Origin of the sequence: Escherichia sp. WS3227_2 (assembly GCF_046486495.1) — a bacterium.
In the GTDB taxonomy this organism is placed as follows: domain Bacteria; phylum Pseudomonadota; class Gammaproteobacteria; order Enterobacterales; family Enterobacteriaceae; genus Escherichia; species Escherichia coli.
Genome location: NZ_JBJQLG010000022.1, coordinates 33,542 through 52,346, shown reverse-complemented (window position 1 = coordinate 52,346; position 18,805 = coordinate 33,542). Strand labels below are relative to the sequence as shown.

The following is an 18,805-nucleotide window of genomic DNA, read 5'->3' as shown; positions in this document are numbered from 1 at the left end:
TGGTCCCACCTGACCCCATGCCGAACTCAGAAGTGAAACGCCGTAGCGCCGATGGTAGTGTGGGGTCTCCCCATGCGAGAGTAGGGAACTGCCAGGCATCAAATTAAGCAGAAGGCCCAGTCGGAAGACTGGGCCTTTTTGCGCTGGTGCAAAAAATGCCGGGTGCGACGCTGGCACGTCTTCTCCAGCCTGGGCAGGCACGGTAGGGGCAGCTTATTCCTCCATATACGCCAGGCGAATACGGCTTCCCCAAATTGCCCACTTCCATACTTCCTCCTTACCAGAAATCTATCCTTAAACTCCTTAATAACCATTTTCCTGCTAACTAAATTCATGGTTAAGGTTGCATAATGATACGCAACAAATGTATAACATTTTCTTTACCAAATAAAATAAACAACAGCGACCGACAAAAGCATCGGATTACGGCAGGAGACATAATGGCATGGCTGAAAGTACTGTAACGGCAGACAGCAAACTGACAAGTAGTGATACTCGTCGCCGCATTTGGGCAATTGTGGGGGCCTCTTCAGGTAATCTGGTCGAGTGGTTCGATTTCTATGTCTACTCGTTCTGTTCACTCTACTTCGCCCACATCTTCTTCCCTTCCGGGAACACGACGACTCAACTACTGCAAACAGCAGGTGTTTTTGCTGCGGGATTTCTGATGCGCCCGATAGGCGGTTGGCTATTTGGCCGCATAGCCGATAAACATGGTCGCAAAAAATCGATGCTATTATCGGTGTGTATGATGTGTTTCGGCTCACTGGTTATCGCCTGTTTGCCAGGCTACGAAACAATCGGTACCTGGGCTCCGGCATTATTGCTTCTTGCTCGTTTATTCCAGGGATTATCCGTTGGCGGAGAATATGGCACCAGCGCCACCTATATGAGTGAAGTTGCCGTTGAAGGGCGCAAAGGTTTTTACGCATCATTTCAGTATGTGACGTTGATCGGCGGGCAACTGCTAGCTCTACTGGTTGTCGTGGTTTTACAACACACCATGGAAGACGCTGCACTCAGAGAGTGGGGATGGCGTATTCCTTTCGCGTTAGGAGCTGTGTTAGCTGTAGTGGCGTTGTGGTTACGTCGTCAGTTAGATGAAACTTCACAACAAGAAACACGCGCTTTAAAAGAAGCTGGATCTCTGAAAGGATTATGGCGCAATCGCCGTGCATTCATCATGGTTCTCGGTTTTACCGCTGCGGGCTCCCTTTGTTTCTATACCTTCACCACTTATATGCAGAAGTATCTGGTAAATACTGCGGGAATGCATGCCAACGTGGCGAGTGGCATTATGACTGCCGCATTGTTTGTATTCATGCTTATTCAACCACTTATTGGCGCGCTGTCGGATAAGATTGGTCGTCGTACCTCAATGTTATGTTTCGGTTCTCTGGCAACCATTTTTACCGTTCCTATTCTCTCAGCATTGCAGAACGTTTCTTCGCCTTATGCCGCTTTTGGTCTGGTGATGTGCGCCCTGCTGATAGTGAGTTTTTATACTTCAATCAGTGGAATACTGAAGGCTGAAATGTTCCCGGCCCAGGTTCGCGCATTAGGTGTTGGTCTGTCGTATGCCGTCGCTAATGCGATATTTGGTGGCTCAGCAGAGTACGTAGCGTTGTCACTGAAATCAATAGGAATGGAAACAGCCTTCTTCTGGTATGTGACCTTGATGGCCGTGGTGGCGTTTCTGGTTTCTTTGATGCTACATCGCAAAGGGAAGGGGATGCGCCTTTAATTATGCGCCAACTGCCAGATGGTATAGCCGGTAGTTGCACCGGCGACATCCCAGGTAAAATCTTTCCAGCTCCAGCCGCTCCCCTCGGGGCGGCTATCCCAAAGTTCTTTTGACGCGCCCAGCCCAACAGAGAACATCAGCCCAAAAGTGGCACTGCGATCGCGACTCATCCCCTGATGCTGTGCATATTCATTTCCGGCGGCGGAAAGCATCGCCGAGGCGATAAAGTGTTGAGCTTTATCCTGCCCGCTCCAGCTATCGTTAGCCATATGGCTGCATCCAGAAAGTAACAATAGCGAGCAGACAAAAAGAATACGCAAAACGTGGCCTCCAAAAAACAAACCCCGTACAGGACGGGGTTGTGATTACAGGATGCGGCTAATTAATCGGTCGATGCGGATACGGCGCAAACGGCGGATGAGTTTACGAACCTTCACCGGATAATCGGCAATACTTTGCAGATCGCGATAGTGCTTAACGATGGTGGTATGCTCGCGGATCAGCTCCAGTTCTTTCTCTCGCTGTGGCGCAAGCTCCAGTTGCGGATCGTGGATCAAAATGGCGTTTTCCAGATCCAGACGCCAGGCGCGCGGGTTCAGGTTATTACCAGTGATCAACATCCACTTATCATCAACCCACATCCCTTTCAGGTGATAGGTGTTGTCGTCATCTTTCCATAACCGAACCACTAACTGGTCAGTGTTGACGTAATACTGTAAACGGCTCAGGAAACGACGCAGATTGATCTCATAGAGATAAGGCAATGCGCCAATTATCTTGAAAGGTTCATCTTCCGGAATGTAGAAGTCATTCGCGGTTTTATCACCAACAATAATTTCGACCTTTTTCCCTTCGCGCAGCAACTGGATGATATTGCGCACAAGGATTGCTGGCAGGTTGAAGTATGGCGTACAGATGGTTAGTTTCTGCTCGGCACAAGGCATAAGGTGGAAAATGGTCTTGTTTAACAGACTCGATTTCCCCAGTCCCACTAGCGGCGTTACGGAAAGCTGATCGTTGTCGGCATCGCCCTGGAAATGATAAGCGGCATCACGCAGCTCCTGGCGGAACAGGCGAATGTCGTTCTTGATTTCCGGGCTTTTTGGCCGATTAACATCATCCAGACGATTAACGCCGCGGCCATTCATAATATTCTGTGTAACCCATTCAAACATAATGTCTGACATCTTACGGTTACGGATAAGATGATAACGGTCGTAGCGATATTTATCGTGCTGATGCAGGTAAACATCGTTCAGGCTGGCACCGCTATAAAGTACGCTATCGTCGATGATAAAGCCTTTAAAGTGCAGAACACCAAGGGCTTCACGGGTATTGATTGGAACGCCATAAACCGGAACATCTACGCCCGGATTTTCCTGCGCCATGCGGCAGTACCAGTCAGCGTTAGTGTTAGATGCCGCAGCGCCAATGCGTCCACGTTGTGCACGATGCCAGTCGACCAGCACCCGCACATCCAGTTCCGGACGCTGCCTTTTAGCCTCATACAACGCGTTCAGAATGCCTTTGCCACCGTCATCCTGTTCGAGATACAGGGCGACAATGCAAATGCGCTGCTTCGCGCTGGCTATTTTTTCCAGCAGCGTCTCCCGGAAGTCGGCGGGAGCGTAAAAGAAATCGACATCATCAACTGATTGAGAAATCTTGGGTAGTTGGGCAAGGTGTTGTTGATGTTTATTACGCTTAAATTTTGACAACATCACAGTGCATTTCTTCTCTGTTCATTGAAGGGTCCTCTGTGCAATGCAGACGACATAAGCGGGCAATAATAACACCAGTCCCGATTAAGTGGTCAACATTTCCAGTACCTTACTCATGATTCCTCGCGCTGGGCAAGATTTAGCGTAAGCCCAACGATCCCCTCTTCGAGCTGGATATCAACGTTAAACCCGAGCTTGCGGGCCAGCGCCACCATGCCACGATTGTTTGGCATCGTAATACCATTCAGACGTTGTAGTCCGTGATCTCGCGTATAGGTAATCAACTTTTCCATTAAGCGTCGACCTAAGCCTAACCCTTTGAGATCCGAGCGAACCAGCACGGCAAATTCGGCATCGATGTTATCAGGGTCGGAGATCGCACGCGTGACGCCGAGGATCTCTTCCGTTTGATCAATACGTCGTACCGCTACAAATGCCATTTCCCGATCGTAGTCGATCTGCGTCATGTTGGCTAAATCTTCATGGGTAAATTCGTTGATCTCGCTAAAGTAGCGGTAATAAAGATCTTCTTTGGTGACTCGCGAAATGAACTGCTGAAGTTGTGGCTCATCTTCTGGCAAAATCGGGCGGAACAAGCAGCGTTCACCGTTTTTCAATTCTACCCACTCTTCCAGCTGATGTGGATAAGGGCGCACTGCCAGCCGGCTCTCGTTATCGCCTTCAAACGGCGCGATATCCAGCGTGACATCCAGCGCGGTAAATTCACTGCCAGAAGCCAGCAAAGGATGAATATCCAGACGTTGAATTTCCGGACAATCGACAATCAAGTTGGAAACCTGTACCAGAAGCTGGCTCAAGCCTGCAACATCCAATGGGCGTAGCGCACTGCGCGCACGAATCTTTTTACTTTTGATCCCCTGAATAACCAGATAGCGGGCCAGGTTCATGTTCAGCGGCGGCAGTGCGACGACGGCTTGATCTTCAGGACGCCACTCCACACCGCCTTCACCCAGCATGATTAACGGCCCGAAAACCGGATCGTGCTCAACCACAACCCGCAACTCCTGAGCGCCAGCACGGTTAGCCATACTTTGCACCAACAGGCCGTGGACCCGCGCCTGCGGCCAGGCCATTTTTACGCGATCGAAAATAGCGTTTGCCGCTTGCTGGACTTCATTAGCTGTACGCAGGTAGAGCATTACGCCCTGAACTTCCGATTTATGTGGAATATCCGGCGAGCGCAATTTCAGTGCCACCGGATAGCCAATCTGTTCGGCAATATGTACCGCTTCGGTGCTATCACTGGCAATCCAGGTAGGGAGAGTATTCATACCATACGCTTGCAGGATGGGCTGAACTTCATGGGTATCGAGCGACGTAGCCCCTTCGGCAATCGCCTGTTGCAACAGAAGATGCGCTTCTGCGGTATTGGAAGTCAGATTGCTGGGCAACGCCGGCGTTTCGCGTAGTTGCTTCTGATTACGCCGGTACTCGACCATATGCATAAAAGCAGTGATGGTTCCTTCCGGAGTACGGTAAGTCGGCAGCCCGGCTTCGCTGAATAAACGTCGTGCCTCTTGCGAGGAGTGCTCGCCGCACCAGTTCGTCAGCAAAGAGACATATTTGCTGCGGGGATGATGCTTTACCGCTTCAATTAATACTTGCGCGCTTTCTGTTGCGGGAGCAGCGGCGCTGGGCGAATGAATAACCATCAGCGCATCAAAATCCTGGCTGTGGAGCAGAATGTCCAGCGTTTTGACATAATGCTCGCTGCTGGCGTCATCGCGCAGATCGAGCGGGTTAGAGATTGCCACATGCCCTGGCAGTGCATCGCGCAGTTTCTGGCAGGTTTCTTCGCTTAGCGTTGCCAGCTTGCCATTACGTGACCATAAGGCATCCAGCGCCAGCGCGGCAGGCGCAGCACCGTTGCTGATAATCATCAATCGGTCGCCACGCAGCGGGCGCATATGGCTAAGGGTTTCCACCGCCGAAAACAGTTCGTGGGTGTCCTGTACCCGCAACAAACCGGCACGCTGAATAGCTGCATCCCACGCCGGATCCATTCCTGCCGTGGTGTTCAACAGACGTTGAGCCGCCGGGCTACGTCCGCTTTTAATCACCAGAATCGGTTTATTGCGCGAGGCACTACGGGCTGCCGAAACAAAGCGCCTCGCGTCGCTTAACTGTTCGAGATAGAGCAGGATGGCGCTGGTTTTACTGTCGCGCGCCAGATAGTCGAGCAATTCATCAACGTCGATATCCAGGCTGTCGCCAAGCGCAATAAAGTAGGAAAAGCCCATCTCACGCTGTTGCGCCCAGTCGAGGATGGTGTTGGAGACGGCAGCCGATTGCGAAATAAACGCCAGCTTGCCGCGTTTAATCGGCACAGGCGAAAAGCTGGCATTCAGACCCTGCCAGGGAGCCAGTAAGCCCAGACTGTTTGGTCCTAGCAGGCGCATGTTATGGCGAAGGGCGCAGGCGCGAAGATCTTCGTGTTGCGATGCCGGGGCGGAAAGAATAATGCAGGTTTTACAGCCTTTCTCGCCGAGCTCTTCCAGAAGAGCAAGATTACGGCTGGCATTGGTACATAAAACCGCAAGGTCGGGTGTAAAGGGCAAGCTGGCAATATCCGGCCAGGCCAACACACCCAACACCGCTTTCCAGGCTGGCGTCACCGGGAGTACCGGTCCGTTAAAGCCTCCCGCCAGCAGGTTACGCATCATCAGGTAACCTGCGCGATTGGGTTTCATCGATGCGCCAATTACCGCAATCGATTTTGGTCGCAGTAGTGCTTCCAGTCCTCGCTGACTCATACCGGTCTCCCGCAGAAGTGACCGAATGATTTTAAACGCTTTCTAACTGTTCTGCTGTGATGCTACCCAGATGTTGCGTTTTTCCTGCCAGATAGCGTGTTTTAAAGCGGGTAAAATGCTCGCCTAACCCTGCCGCCGCCCCGGTATCGCCGGCCATATCTAACAGTGCGATGGCTACTTCGGCAGTACAATATTGGCCTTCAGCCTGGGCTTCACGCAGGCGATAGGCAGAAAGCCGGGAAAGATCGACGGAAATGACGGGAAGATTATCCAGATACGGACTTTTACGAAACATCTTGCGAGCTTCCGGCCAGGTACCATCGAGCATGATAAACAGCGGTGGCTTACCGGCAGGTGGTGTGAAGATCACTTCCCGTTGCTCGTCAGCATACGAGGCGGGAAAGACCACCATTGGTTGATAGTCCGGGTTTTGCACCAGCTCCAGCAAGTCCTGCGAGGGTTCGGTTCGCGACCATTGAAACGCAACGGTATCAGGCAAAATATCAGCAATCAGACGCCCGGTATTACTGGGCTTCATTGGCTCGGTGTCGAACATCAGCAAACAAAAGCGACTTTTTGCTTGTGCTGGGGTAATTGTCGAACAGAGACATAATTTCTCTGGCAAAAGACAGCGTTGGCAGCGACGAACGCGATTTCCGCGGGCAAGAAAAGGACGTGTTGCGCGCGCAATACGCTCGGCGCGTAACTGGAGAACAGCGTTTTCGGTCATAAGAGAGTGTCGAAAAAACGCCATTGTCGCAGAGGAGAAAACGGGGCACAAGATGCGCCCCGGTAAGATTAAAGAGATTCGTTCAGCCAGCTGTCGAACGGCGCTTTCGGTACTGCGCCATTAAGCATGTCGACAACCTGACCGTTTTTGAAAATCATGATCGTCGGTATACTACGAATTCCAAAGCGACTGCTCAATTCACGTTCAGCTTCGGTATTCACTTTCACAAAGCGCACTTTACCGCTACGCTCTTGCGCGACATCTTCAAAAATTGGTGCGAAATTACGGCAGGGGCCGCACCACGGTGCCCAGAAGTCGATCACCACAGGTAGATCATCTTTCAGCAATTTGTCGAGCGTTTCACCGGTCGCATTAATCACCTCTCCGTCAAACAAGTCGTGACCGCAGCGTCCGCATTTTGCCGCATCTTCGATCCGATCGTCGGGAATGCGATTGATGGCCTGACAATGGGTACAAACGGTATTCATAACTAACCTCGGGATGAGTAAGGAGACTTATCGGCAACGACGCCGGTATGTTTCTAATATGTTACATATTATCGGGGACATTGTTCCAGACAACAATCTGTTTTATTCAATAGGTATGATAGTCGTAGGCTTTGGTACGAAATCATGGCGAACCGCGCGGACTTCGGGTAATCTGCGCGCTTCGCGCAGCGCTGGTGGAGAAAAGCATGAACGATGAAATGAAAGGTAAAAGCGGCAAGGTCAAAGTGATGTATGTCCGCAGTGATGATGATTCTGATAAACGTACCCACAACCCGCGTACCGGGAAAGGGGGCGGGCGTCCAGGAAAATCTCGTGCTGACGGTGGCCGTCGCCCCGCCCGCGATGACAAACAGAGTCAGCCCCGTGACCGCAAGTGGGAAGAGTCGCCGTGGCGCACAGTTTCCCGCGCGCCGGGTGATGAGACGCCGGAAAAGGCCGATCACGGTGGCATCAGTGGTAAAAGTTTTATTGTTCCGGAAGTGTTGCGTCGTCAGCGTGCGGAAGAAACCCGCGTCTACGGCGAAAACGCCTGTCAGGCACTGTTCCAGAGCCGTCCGGAAGCAATTGTTCGCGCCTGGTTTATCCAGAGCGTAACGCCACGTTTTAAAGAAGCCTTGCGCTGGATGGCAGCAAACCGCAAAGCGTACCATGTGGTAGATGAAGCGGAACTGACAAAAGCGTCAGGCACGGAACATCACGGCGGCGTTTGCTTCCTGATCAAAAAGCGTAACGGTACAACCGTGCAGCAGTGGGTAAGCCAGGCAGGCGCGCAGGATTGTGTACTGGCGCTGGAAAACGAATCTAACCCGCATAACCTGGGTGGCATGATGCGCAGCTGCGCGCACTTCGGCGTGAAAGGCGTTGTGGTGCAGGATGCGGCACTGCTGGAGTCGGGTGCGGCTATCCGTACCGCAGAAGGCGGCGCAGAGCACGTTCAGCCGATTACTGGCGACAACATTGTTAACGTGCTGGATGATTTCCGTCAGGCAGGTTACACCGTAGTGACCACTTCCAGCGAGCAGGGGAAACCGCTGTTCAAAACCAGTCTGCCAGCGAAAATGGTACTGGTGCTGGGTCAGGAATATGAAGGGTTACCGGATGCCGCACGCGATCCGAACGATTTGCGCGTGAAGATTGATGGTACTGGCAACGTTGCCGGGCTAAATATCTCTGTTGCAACCGGCGTTTTGCTTGGTGAATGGTGGCGTCAGAATAAAGCCTGATAAATCGGCCGGGTGGCAACGCTGCCATCCGGCGTTTTCCTGCAAATTTACTCACTTTCTGCCGGTAATACTGGCATCCAGTCAATCGGTTTCTCGCCACGTTGTTCCAGCCACTGATTTGCCAGCACAAAATGGTTGCAGCCAAAGAACCCACGATGCGCCGAAAGCGGTGATGGATGCGGCGCTTTCAGTACGTGATGGCGTTGTTTATCAATAATCGCCCCTTTCTTCTGTGCATGTGATCCCCACAACAAAAACACCACGCCTTCGCGGTGCTGGTTAATCAGGCTGATGACTTTATCGGTGAAGGTCTCCCAGCCGAGGCTGGCGTGAGAATGCGCCTGACCTGCGCGAACCGTCAACACAGTATTGAGTAGCAGAACGCCCTGACGCGCCCAGCTTTCAAGATAACCATGATTAGGGCGGGTGAAACCGGGAATAGTATTTTCCAGCTCTTTATACATATTCAGCAGTGACGGCGGTGTCGCAATGCCGGGGCGAACGGAAAATGCCAGACCATGCGCCTGTCCCGGTCCGTGATAAGGATCCTGGCCGAGAATCACCACTTTAACGTCACCCAACTCTGTAAAGCGGAACGCGTTAAAGACATCCTTTTGTGGCGGATAGATAGTGATGCCGGACTGCCGCTCGCTGGCGACGGTCTGTAGGGTATTAAGAAAATAGGGTTGTTGCTTCTCTTCAGCCAGCACGTCATGCCAGGTTAATTCGTTTGCCATCTCGCTCTCCCGCGAATCTTCAATCCGCCTAGCTTAACTGCTTCTTTCTACAGAACAAAATCATGCTCATTTTTTAGACTTAAACGAGTGCAAAAAAATGTAAATTGGTAAAATTTCACACCTGCATAAGTTGATGTAAAACAATAAAATCCATTTACGACCATACTTGATGTGTGGTTTTTATTGATTTAAATCAAAGATTCAAGGGTGTTTGAGGAGTATATATACACTCAAGCAACAATGGTTTTACCAATTGGCCGCGACAGGCTGAACAAATCAAATAATTTTGCCGGGGAGGCATCACATGATTACAGGTATCCAGATTACTAAAGCCGCTAACGACGATCTGCTGAACTCTTTCTGGCTGCTGGACAGCGAAAAAGGCGAAGCGCGTTGCATCGTTGCGAAAGCAGGTTTTGCAGAAGACGAAGTGGTTGCAGTAAGCAAACTGGGTGATATTGAATACCGTGAAGTTCCAGTAGAAGTTAAACCAGAAGTTCGCGTTGAAGGTGGTCAACACCTGAACGTTAACGTTCTGCGTCGTGAAACTCTGGAAGATGCAGTTAAGCATCCGGAAAAATATCCGCAGCTGACCATCCGTGTATCCGGTTATGCAGTTCGCTTTAACTCTCTGACTCCGGAACAGCAGCGCGACGTTATCGCTCGTACCTTTACTGAAAGCCTGTAAGGCTTAAGTAGCAAGTTATTAAGCGGAAGAGGGTGACCTCTTCCGCTTTTCTTTTTGTCTTTCAATAGAAAATGCGTACCGCACAATAGACCAGCAACAGCGCCAGCACGATATTTAACTGGCGACCATACTGGCGAAACAATCGCTGAAACAGATGCCCCGCCAGCGCCCAGCACACATTGCCAAACGTCCCAATCATCGCCAGCAAAACGCTGACGCCAACTACCCAGCTTAGCGCCTGCGTTTGCGGCAGGACAAACGTCGACAGTGCCGTAACGCCATACAAAATGATTTTGACGTTCACAAACTGCAAAGCAAAGCTGGCCCAAAAGCTGATTGGTTTTGCCTGAAGTCCGTCTTCCTTTGTTGGACTGGTAGCGATTTTCCACGCCAGCCAGACAATATATGCCGCTCCCGCCCAACTCAACAGATGCACTGCTGCCGGGTCGATAACAGCCAGTGAAAACGAAATTCCCGCGCATAGCAACATGACGATTAAAAATCCCAGACTCATCCCTGCCAGCACGCGAGTACTCTGACGAAATCCGTGCGTTGTAGCTGAGCTAAGGGCGAGAATATTGTTCGGTCCTGGCGTCATGGCGGTAATCAGGGTGTAAGTCCAAAAAGCACTTAAAAGGGTCGGTGTCACTTGTTATCTCCTCTGTTTTGGTAGACAGTACCCGACACGGAACATTTAAAAAAATGAATGTTTTTACATTCTAAATTCGATATTTTCGATAGGTTTGGGGTTATGGATCTGCGCCGTTTTATTACGCTTAAAACCGTGGTGGAAGAGGGTTCCTTTTTGCGAGCTTCGCAAAAATTGTGCTGCACACAATCGACGGTGACTTTTCATATTCAGCAGCTTGAACAGGAGTTCTCGGTACAGTTGTTTGAGAAAATTGGTCGACGGATGTGCCTCACTCGCGAAGGAAAAAAGCTGCTGCCGCACATCTATGAACTTACCCGAGTGATGGATACGCTTCGTGAGGCTGCCAAAAAAGAGTCGGATCCGGACGGGGAACTACGCGTTGTTTCGGGCGAAACGTTGCTCTCTTACCGAATGCCGCAGGTGTTGCAGCGTTTTCGGCAACGCGCCCCAAAAGTACGTTTATCGTTGCAGTCGCTGAACTGTTACGTGATCCGTGATGCACTACTGAATGATGAGGCCGATGTTGGCGTCTTTTATCGCGTAGGAAATGATGATGCTTTGAACCGACGAGAGTTGGGTGAACAATCGCTGGTGCTGGTGGCTTCACCACAAATTGCAGATGTCGATTTTACTGAGCCGGGAAGACATAACGCCTGTAGCTTTATTATCAACGAACCGCAATGTGTCTTCCGGCAGATATTTGAGAGCACGCTGCGTCAGCGGCGGATCACGGTGGAAAACACCATTGAGCTGTTAAGCATTGAAAGTATCAAGCGTTGTGTCGCGGCAAATATCGGGGTCAGTTACCTGCCGCGCTTTACAGTGGCAAATGAACTTGCGAGTGGCGAATTAATCGAATTGCCTTTTGGCGAACAGTCGCAGACCATTACGGCCATGTGCGCACACCATGCTGGAAAAGCGGTTAGCCCGGCGATGCACACTTTTATTCAGTGTGTTGAAGAGTGTTTTTTGCCGGGATAAAAATAATGCCGGGCTTAAACCCGGCATTGAAATTACTCTTCTGTCGTTTGCGGTGGCACGCCCGTTCCGCTTGGTTTACGGCGCTTACCAATATTTTTGGTGTCGCGATGGCGTTTTTTCACCCGCGGCTTCTCTTTCTCTTTAGCTTTTTTCTTCTCGGCACGTTTAGCCAGTACTTTCTTCGATGGCTTGCCAGTCTGCTTCTCGCTTGGCGCACGCGTTTTCGGGCGTAACTCATCAATTACACGAGCTTTAATTGGCTCTTCAATATAGCGACCAACTTTGCCCAGCAGCAGATGGTCATGGGCTTCTACCAGCGAAATTGCGGTGCCTTTACGACCGGCGCGCGCGGTACGTCCGATACGGTGCAAATAAGTATCGCCACTGCGCGGCATATCGAAGTTAAAGACGTGGCTGACGTCAGGAATGTCGATACCGCGCGCGGCAACATCGGTTGCAACCAGTACGTTTACGCGGCCTTCGGTCAAACGCTTGATCGCTTCGTTACGCTTGCCCTGTACCATCTCACCTTCGAGATAGCAGTTGTTGATGCCCGCTTCGCGCAGCCAGTTTGCCAGCTCATGCACACGCTCACGCTTACGCACAAACACAATTGAGCGGGTCGCTTCCGGCTGTTTTAACAGATGCACCAGCAATGCGGTTTTATGTTCCAGGTCATCGGCGCGGTAATACCACTGATGAATTTTTTTGCGCTCACGGGTGGACGGATTGGCAGAAACCTCCACCGGATCTTCGAGCAGACGCTCGGCAAAGTCCTGAATCGCATCGCCTTCCAGAGTTGCCGAAAAGAGCAGGGTCTGTTTACGCCAGCGCGTTTCGCCAGCAATATGTTCGATATCCTGAGCGAAGCCCATATCCAGCATACGGTCTGCTTCGTCGAGGATCAGCGTTTCAACCGCGCGGCAATCGAAGTTCTCTTCTTTTATGTATTGCAGCAGACGTCCGGTCGTGGCGACCACGATGTCCTGATTTTCGCTGAACACTTCCGCGTGGTTCATATAGGCTACGCCGCCGGTGATGGTGGCAATATCCAGATGCGTATGTTTCGCCAGTTCGCGGGCATGATCGGCCACCTGCATCGCCAGCTCGCGAGTTGGGGTGAGGATCAAAATACGCGGCGGACCGGATTTCTTACGTGGGAAATCGAGCAGGTGCTGCAACGCTGGCAGCAGATACGCCGCCGTTTTACCGGTGCCTGTCGGCGCAGAACCGAGTACATCACGGCCATCGAGCGCAGGCGGAATGGCGGCAGCCTGAATGGCGGTCGGGCGAGTGAAACCTTTATCCTGGAGGGCTTCCAGCAGGCTTTCGTCGAGTTCAAGTTCGGAAAAAGTCGTTACAGTCATGTTCTACCTCTGTGTGGGGCGCTGATTATAGACGTTACGGCTGCAATCTTCATCTGTTTGTATGGATATCGCTTCTCGGGTATTGTTCTCACCCGGTGCTATCGCCGTTTTTCCTGCAAGGTTTTATTTTCATGTCACAGTCTACATCCGTGCTTCGTCGTAATGGATTTACTTTTAAACAGTTTTTTGTTGCTCACGATCGTTGTGCGATGAAAGTGGGAACGGATGGCATTTTGCTGGGCGCATGGGCACCGGTGGCTGGGGTAAAACGTTGCCTTGATATCGGCGCGGGTAGCGGGTTGCTGGCATTAATGCTGGCGCAGCGAACCGATGACAGCGTAATGATTGATGCAGTTGAACTGGAAAGTGAAGCTGCCGCGCAGGCGCAGGAAAATATCAACCAGTCCCCGTGGGCAAAGCGGATTAACGTCCATACGGCGGATATTCAGCAGTGGATCACACAGCAGACAGTACGCTTCGATTTAATCATCAGTAACCCACCTTACTATCAGCAGGGAGTAGAGTGCTCGACACCTCAACGGGAACAGGCTCGCTATACCACTACGCTTGATCACCCATCGTTGCTGACCTGTGCGGCGGAGTGCATTACCGAAGAGGGATTTTTCTGCGTGGTGCTGCCAGAGCAGATTGGTAATGGTTTTACTGAACTGGCATTAAGTATGGGCTGGCATTTACGTTTGCGGACGGATGTGGCGGAAAACGAAGCGCGACTGCCGCATCGGGTGCTGCTGGCATTCTCCCCGCAGGCAGGAGAATGCTTTAGCGATCGCTTAGTCATTCGTGGGCCAGACCAGAACTATTCCGAAGCGTATACGGCGCTGACCCAAGCTTTTTATCTGTTTATGTAATGATTGCCGGGAGAAAGGATCGATGGACCGGAATGCGTGAGCAGTTCCGGGTAATCCAGCGTAAAATGCAGTCCACGGCTCTCCTTGCGCATCATCGCACAGCGAACAATCAACTCGGCAACCTGTACCAGATTACGCAGCTCCAGCAAATTATTTGAGACGCGGAAATGGGCGTAATATTCGTCTATTTCTTGTTGGAGCATGGTTATCCGCCGCAGGGCGCGTTCCAGGCGCTTCGTTGTGCGCACAATGCCAACGTAATCCCACATAAACAGACGTAACTCGTGCCAGTTATGTTGAATTACTACCCGTTCGTCAGGGTTCTCAACGCGGCTTTCATCCCATGGCGGTAACGTACTGACGCCGTGGGCATAAGGCATACGCCTGGTAATATCTTCCGCCGCCGACCAGCCATAGACCAGACACTCCAGCAATGAATTCGAGGCCATGCGGTTCGCGCCGTGTAATCCCGTGTAACTCACTTCGCCGATGGCGTACAGACCCTCGACGTCCGTACGCCCATGATCATCAACCATTACACCACCGCAGGTATAATGTGCAGCAGGCACAATCGGCACCGGTTCTTTCGTGAGATCAATGCCCAGCCCGAGCAGTTTTTCATAGATCATCGGGAAATGCTGGCGAATAAAATCGGCAGGCTTATGGCTGATGTCGAGATACATACAATCCGCACCGAGGCGTTTCATTTCATGATCAATAGCGCGGGCGACAATATCGCGCGGGGCCAGTTCGCCGCGCTCATCGAAATCGGGCATAAAACGCGTGCCATCCGGGCGCTTGAGATAAGCACCTTCGCCGCGCAGTGCTTCCGTTAACAGGAAATTTCGTGCCTGTGGGTGATACAGCGCGGTAGGGTGAAACTGATTAAATTCGAGATTGGCAACCCGACAGCCCGCGCGCCACGCCATAGCAATGCCATCGCCAGAAGAAATATCCGGATTGGTGGTGTACTGATAAACCTTCGACGCACCGCCGGTTGCCAGTACCACCGCTTTTGCGTGGCAGGTTTCAACCGTTTCTTTATTTCGGTTCCATACCCACGCGCCTACAACTCGTCGCGTGCCCGGCAGGCCAATTTTGTCAGAGACAATCAGATCAACCGCGTTGCTGCGCTCCAGCACGCAAATATTCGGATGGTTCTGCGCCTTGCTCACTAGCGTGGTTTCTACTTCTTTACCGGTGGCGTCGGCGGCATGAAGAATACGACGGTGACTATGTCCACCTTCACGGGTCAGATGGTAGCTTTCTGCGCCATTCGGTTGAACGTGGGTATCAAACAACACCCCCTGGTCGATTAACCATTGCACACAGGAACGTGCATTGCTGGCGACAAATTCAACTGCATGGCGATCGCAAATACCAGCCCCGGCAATCAATGTGTCTTCCACATGCGAGTCAATGCTGTCAGTTTCATCAAACACGGCGGCAATTCCGCCCTGGGCATAAAATGTTGAACCTTCCGTTACCGGGCCTTTACTTAGAACGATGACCTGATGCTGATCAGCCAGGCGCAGCGCCAGTGAAAGTCCGGCTGCGCCGCTACCGATAATCAACACGTCACATGAATGTTCAGGGAGAGTATTCATTTTCTTTGTTTAATTTACTAAACACGATTTGGTCAGCATAGCATCATGTTGTGCGAATAAACACCTGCTATTTTAATATTTGTTACAGTGGCTAAACACGCTGACTCAGGGCGGCGAGAAAAAGAGAAGTTACTGGCTGGTGGAGGATTAGGTGGTGAAATAAAAAGGCCGTTGGGTTACTCTTCAGGCAGTTAAATGGGCATTTCTACACAGATAATGCGATGTTCAGATTCTGTAGACTTATAATGATAGATAATGATCCGTCTACAGCATGACAAACAAAAACAGATGCGTTACGGAACTTTACAAAAACGAGACACTCTAACCCTTTGCTTGCTCAAATTGCAGCTAATGGAGTGGCGTTTCGATAGCGCGTGGAAATTTGGTTTGGGGAGACTTTACCTCGGATGAGCGAGCAGTTAACGGACCAGGTCCTGGTTGAACGGGTCCAGAAGGGAGATCAGAAAGCCTTTAACTTACTGGTAGTGCGCTATCAGCATAAAGTGGCGAGTCTGGTTTCCCGCTATGTGCCGTCGGGTGATGTTCCCGATGTGGTACAAGAAGCTTTTATTAAAGCCTATCGTGCGCTGGATTCGTTCCGGGGAGATAGCGCTTTTTATACATGGCTGTATCGGATTGCTGTAAATACAGCGAAAAATTACCTGGTTGCTCAGGGGCGTCGTCCACCTTCCAGTGATGTGGATGCCATTGAAGCTGAAAACTTCGAAAGTGGCGGCGCGTTGAAAGAAATTTCGAACCCTGAGAACTTAATGTTGTCAGAAGAACTGAGACAGATAGTTTTCCGAACTATTGAGTCCCTCCCGGAAGATTTACGCATGGCAATAACCTTGCGGGAGCTGGATGGCCTGAGCTATGAAGAGATAGCCGCTATCATGGATTGTCCGGTAGGTACGGTGCGTTCACGTATCTTCCGAGCGAGGGAAGCTATTGATAACAAAGTTCAACCGCTTATCAGGCGTTGACGATAGCGGGATACTGGATAAGGGTATTAGGCATGCAGAAAGAACAACTTTCCGCTTTAATGGATGGCGAAACGCTGGATAGTGAGCTGCTTAACGAACTGGCTCATAACCCAGAAATGCAGAAAACCTGGGAAAGCTATCACTTAATCCGTGACTCAATGCGGGGTGATACTCCCGAGGTGCTCCATTTCGATATCTCTTCACGCGTGATGGCCGCCATTGAAGAAGAGCCAGTACGTCAACCGGCGACATTGATCCCGGAAGCCCAGCCTGCGCCGCATCAATGGCAGAAAATGCCATTCTGGCAGAAAGTACGTCCGTGGGCGGCACAGCTTACCCAAATGGGCGTAGCCGCATGCGTATCGCTTGCAGTTATCGTTGGCGTCCAGCACTATAATGGACAATCTGAAACGTCCCAGCAGCCCGAAACGCCGGTATTTAATACACTGCCGATGATGGGTAAAGCCAGCCCGGTAAGCCTGGGAGTACCTTCTGAAGCGACCGCAAACAATGGTCAACAGCAGCAGGTACAGGAGCAACGTCGTCGCATTAATGCAATGTTGCAGGATTACGAACTGCAACGCCGACTCCACTCTGAACAGCTTCAGTTTGAGCAGGCGCAAACCCAGCAAGCCGCTGTACAGGTGCCAGGAATTCAAACTTTAGGAACGCAATCGCAGTAATGAAGCAACTTTGGTTTGCCATGTCATTAGTGACAGGTAGCCTGTTATTCTCTGCTAACGCCTCGGCCACTCCCGCGTCCGGGGCGTTATTACAGCAGATGAACCTGGCCAGTCAGTCACTGAATTACGAGCTGTCATTCATCAGCATCAATAAACAGGGTGTTGAGTCTCTGCGTTATCGACATGCACGCCTCGATAACCGTCCTCTTGCACAATTGTTGCAAATGGATGGCCCGCGCCGGGAAGTGGTACAGCGCGGCAATGAAATCAGCTATTTTGAACCGGGACTTGAACCGTTCACGCTTAATGGCGATTACATTGTTGATTCTCTACCATCGCTCATCTATACCGATTTCAAACGCCTTTCTCCTTACTACGACTTTATCTCCGTCGGGCGCACGCGTATTGCTGATCGTCTTTGCGAAGTCATTCGTGTGGTTGCCCGAGATGGTACACGCTACAGCTACATCGTGTGGATGGACACCGAATCGAAATTACCGATGCGGGTTGATCTCCTTGATCGCGATGGTGAAACGCTGGAACAATTTCGCGTGATTGCTTTTAATGTCAATCAGGATATCGGCAGCAGTATGCAGACGCTGGCGAAGGCAAATTTGCCGCCGTTGCTTTCTGTTCCTGTAGGTGAAAAAGCTAAATTCAGCTGGACGCCAACCTGGTTGCCACAGGGTTTTAGCGAAGTTTCCAGTAGTCGACGTCCGCTACCGACGATGGACAACATGCCTATCGAATCACGTCTCTATTCCGACGGATTATTCAGCTTCTCGGTAAACGTTAACCGCGCTACGCCATCGAGCACCGATCAGATGTTGCGCACCGGGCGCAGAACCGTCAGTACAAGCGTACGTGATAACGCCGAAATCACCATTGTCGGTGAACTGCCGCCGCAAACGGCGAAACGCATTGCCGAGAATATTAAGTTCGGGGCAGCGCAATGATCAAAGAGTGGGCTACCGTCGTCTCCTGGGAAAACGGGCAGGCGCTGGTTAGTTGTGATGTTAAAGCCTCATGCAGCAGCTGCGCTTCACGTGCCGGTTGCGGTAGCCGCGTGTTGAATAAACTTGGCCCGCAAACCACGCATACCATTGTCGTACCCTGTGATGAACCGTTAGTGCCGGGGCAAAAAGTGGAATTGGGGATCGCCGAAGGCAGCCTGCTTAGCTCCGCATTACTGGTTTATATGTCGCCGCTGGTGGGATTATTCCTCATCGCTTCGCTATTTCAGCTACTCTTTGCTTCTGACGTCGCAGCATTATGTGGTGCGATCCTCGGCGGTATTGGCGGGTTCCTGATTGCGCGCGGCTATTCGCGTAAGTTTGCTGCCCGGGCAGAATGGCAACCGATCATCTTAAGCGTGGCATTGCCGCCTGGCCTTGTGCGATTTGAAACATCTTCGGAAGACGCGAGCCAGTGATTTCACTGGCTTTGTTGCATTTTGCATAACAAATGCGAGGACGTTTCCAGATACCACAATCCATACGGTATGAACATTTCCTCGCCTCAATGTTGTAGTGTAGAA

General features: G+C 51.3%; 19 protein-coding genes and 1 rRNA gene. 11 read left to right on the top strand and 9 right to left on the bottom strand.

Going from position 1 to position 18,805, the window contains the following annotated elements; translation table 11 throughout:
• Positions 1 to 97: ribosomal RNA gene (gene rrf / locus ACJHXB_RS22605) — 5S ribosomal RNA — on the top strand; the annotation flags it as partial.
• 348 nt (positions 98 to 445) lie between these two features.
• Complete coding sequence (gene kgtP / locus ACJHXB_RS22600; protein WP_000841106.1) at positions 446 to 1,744, top strand: alpha-ketoglutarate permease; 1,299 nt, start codon at positions 446 to 448, stop codon at positions 1,742 to 1,744.
• Here kgtP and ACJHXB_RS22595 read toward each other — a convergent pair.
• The 5 genes from ACJHXB_RS22595 to trxC form a co-directional block, all read right to left on the bottom strand.
• A complete protein-coding gene (locus tag ACJHXB_RS22595) occupies positions 1,741 to 2,064 on the bottom strand; it encodes a YfiM family lipoprotein (RefSeq protein WP_001221085.1) in 324 nt (107 codons plus the stop codon). The genes kgtP and ACJHXB_RS22595 overlap by 4 nt on opposite strands.
• A gap of 45 nt (positions 2,065 to 2,109) precedes the next feature.
• Positions 2,110 to 3,465: a CDP-diacylglycerol--serine O-phosphatidyltransferase gene (gene pssA / locus ACJHXB_RS22590; RefSeq protein ID WP_000949265.1), complete on the bottom strand. Its 1,356-nt coding sequence runs from the start codon at positions 3,463 to 3,465 to the stop codon at positions 2,110 to 2,112.
• Between the two features lie 113 nt (positions 3,466 to 3,578).
• Complete coding sequence (gene patZ, locus ACJHXB_RS22585) at positions 3,579 to 6,239, bottom strand: peptidyl-lysine N-acetyltransferase PatZ (protein WP_000082985.1); 2,661 nt, start codon at positions 6,237 to 6,239, stop codon at positions 3,579 to 3,581.
• A gap of 31 nt (positions 6,240 to 6,270) precedes the next feature.
• Complete coding sequence (tapT, locus tag ACJHXB_RS22580) at positions 6,271 to 6,969, bottom strand: tRNA-uridine aminocarboxypropyltransferase (protein ID WP_001300438.1); 699 nt, start codon at positions 6,967 to 6,969, stop codon at positions 6,271 to 6,273.
• 68 nt (positions 6,970 to 7,037) lie between these two features.
• Complete coding sequence (trxC, locus tag ACJHXB_RS22575) at positions 7,038 to 7,457, bottom strand: thioredoxin TrxC (RefSeq protein ID WP_001098726.1); 420 nt, start codon at positions 7,455 to 7,457, stop codon at positions 7,038 to 7,040.
• A 206-nt stretch (positions 7,458 to 7,663) separates the two neighbouring features.
• Between trxC and ACJHXB_RS22570 the strand changes: the two genes are divergently transcribed.
• On the top strand, positions 7,664 to 8,701 hold the full coding sequence (locus ACJHXB_RS22570; protein WP_410233536.1) for a tRNA/rRNA methyltransferase: 1,038 nt from the start codon (positions 7,664 to 7,666) through the stop codon (positions 8,699 to 8,701).
• 47 nt (positions 8,702 to 8,748) lie between these two features.
• Here ACJHXB_RS22570 and ung read toward each other — a convergent pair whose 3' ends face one another.
• Positions 8,749 to 9,438, bottom strand: coding sequence for a uracil-DNA glycosylase (gene ung / locus ACJHXB_RS22565; protein WP_001262702.1), 690 nt, complete (start codon positions 9,436 to 9,438; stop codon positions 8,749 to 8,751).
• 304 nt (positions 9,439 to 9,742) lie between these two features.
• On the opposite strand from ung, the gene grcA reads away from it, so the two are divergent.
• The gene (gene grcA, locus ACJHXB_RS22560) at positions 9,743 to 10,126 is read left to right on the top strand and encodes an autonomous glycyl radical cofactor GrcA (RefSeq protein ID WP_000627804.1); all 384 of its coding nucleotides are present in this window, start codon (positions 9,743 to 9,745) and stop codon (positions 10,124 to 10,126) included.
• A gap of 61 nt (positions 10,127 to 10,187) precedes the next feature.
• Here grcA and eamB read toward each other — a convergent pair whose 3' ends face one another.
• On the bottom strand, positions 10,188 to 10,775 hold the full coding sequence (gene eamB, locus ACJHXB_RS22555; RefSeq protein WP_000189221.1) for a cysteine/O-acetylserine transporter: 588 nt from the start codon (positions 10,773 to 10,775) through the stop codon (positions 10,188 to 10,190).
• A gap of 102 nt (positions 10,776 to 10,877) precedes the next feature.
• Between eamB and ACJHXB_RS22550 the strand changes: the two genes are divergently transcribed.
• The gene (locus ACJHXB_RS22550; protein WP_001604717.1) at positions 10,878 to 11,759 is read left to right on the top strand and encodes a LysR family transcriptional regulator; all 882 of its coding nucleotides are present in this window, start codon (positions 10,878 to 10,880) and stop codon (positions 11,757 to 11,759) included.
• A 32-nt stretch (positions 11,760 to 11,791) separates the two neighbouring features.
• Here the strand turns inward: ACJHXB_RS22550 and srmB are convergent, their stop codons facing one another.
• Entirely contained in the window at positions 11,792 to 13,126 is a 1,335-nt protein-coding gene (gene srmB, locus ACJHXB_RS22545; RefSeq protein WP_000219193.1) for an ATP-dependent RNA helicase SrmB, read from the bottom strand.
• Positions 13,127 to 13,257: 131 nt separating this feature from the next.
• On the opposite strand from srmB, the gene trmN reads away from it, so the two are divergent.
• Positions 13,258 to 13,995, top strand: a complete 738-nt coding sequence (gene trmN, locus ACJHXB_RS22540; RefSeq protein ID WP_001469536.1) for a tRNA(1)(Val) (adenine(37)-N(6))-methyltransferase TrmN — start codon at positions 13,258 to 13,260, stop codon at positions 13,993 to 13,995.
• On the opposite strand, the gene nadB is transcribed toward trmN, so the two are convergent.
• The gene (gene nadB, locus ACJHXB_RS22535; RefSeq protein WP_001094493.1) at positions 13,980 to 15,602 is read right to left on the bottom strand and encodes an L-aspartate oxidase; all 1,623 of its coding nucleotides are present in this window, start codon (positions 15,600 to 15,602) and stop codon (positions 13,980 to 13,982) included. The genes trmN and nadB overlap by 16 nt on opposite strands.
• 255 nt (positions 15,603 to 15,857) lie before the next feature.
• On the opposite strand from nadB, the gene rseD reads away from it, so the two are divergent.
• From rseD to rseC, 5 genes are read left to right on the top strand one after another with little or no spacing between them, the layout of a single operon-like run.
• The gene (gene rseD, locus ACJHXB_RS22530; protein WP_001303621.1) at positions 15,858 to 16,013 is read left to right on the top strand and encodes a rpoE leader peptide RseD; all 156 of its coding nucleotides are present in this window, start codon (positions 15,858 to 15,860) and stop codon (positions 16,011 to 16,013) included.
• Positions 16,010 to 16,585 carry an RNA polymerase sigma factor RpoE gene (rpoE, locus tag ACJHXB_RS22525; RefSeq protein WP_001295364.1) on the top strand — a complete coding sequence of 192 codons (576 nt, stop codon included), beginning with the start codon at positions 16,010 to 16,012 and terminating at the stop codon, positions 16,583 to 16,585. The genes rseD and rpoE overlap by 4 nt, the downstream gene beginning before the upstream one ends.
• A gap of 32 nt (positions 16,586 to 16,617) precedes the next feature.
• Positions 16,618 to 17,268: an anti-sigma-E factor RseA gene (gene rseA / locus ACJHXB_RS22520; protein WP_001168459.1), complete on the top strand. Its 651-nt coding sequence runs from the start codon at positions 16,618 to 16,620 to the stop codon at positions 17,266 to 17,268.
• Entirely contained in the window at positions 17,268 to 18,224 is a 957-nt protein-coding gene (rseB, locus tag ACJHXB_RS22515; protein ID WP_000812040.1) for a sigma-E factor regulatory protein RseB, read from the top strand. Before rseA ends, rseB begins: the two co-directional genes overlap by 1 nt.
• Positions 18,221 to 18,700 carry a SoxR-reducing system protein RseC gene (rseC, locus tag ACJHXB_RS22510; protein WP_000589057.1) on the top strand — a complete coding sequence of 160 codons (480 nt, stop codon included), beginning with the start codon at positions 18,221 to 18,223 and terminating at the stop codon, positions 18,698 to 18,700. The genes rseB and rseC overlap by 4 nt, the downstream gene beginning before the upstream one ends.
• The last annotated feature ends 105 nt before the right edge of the window (positions 18,701 to 18,805 follow it).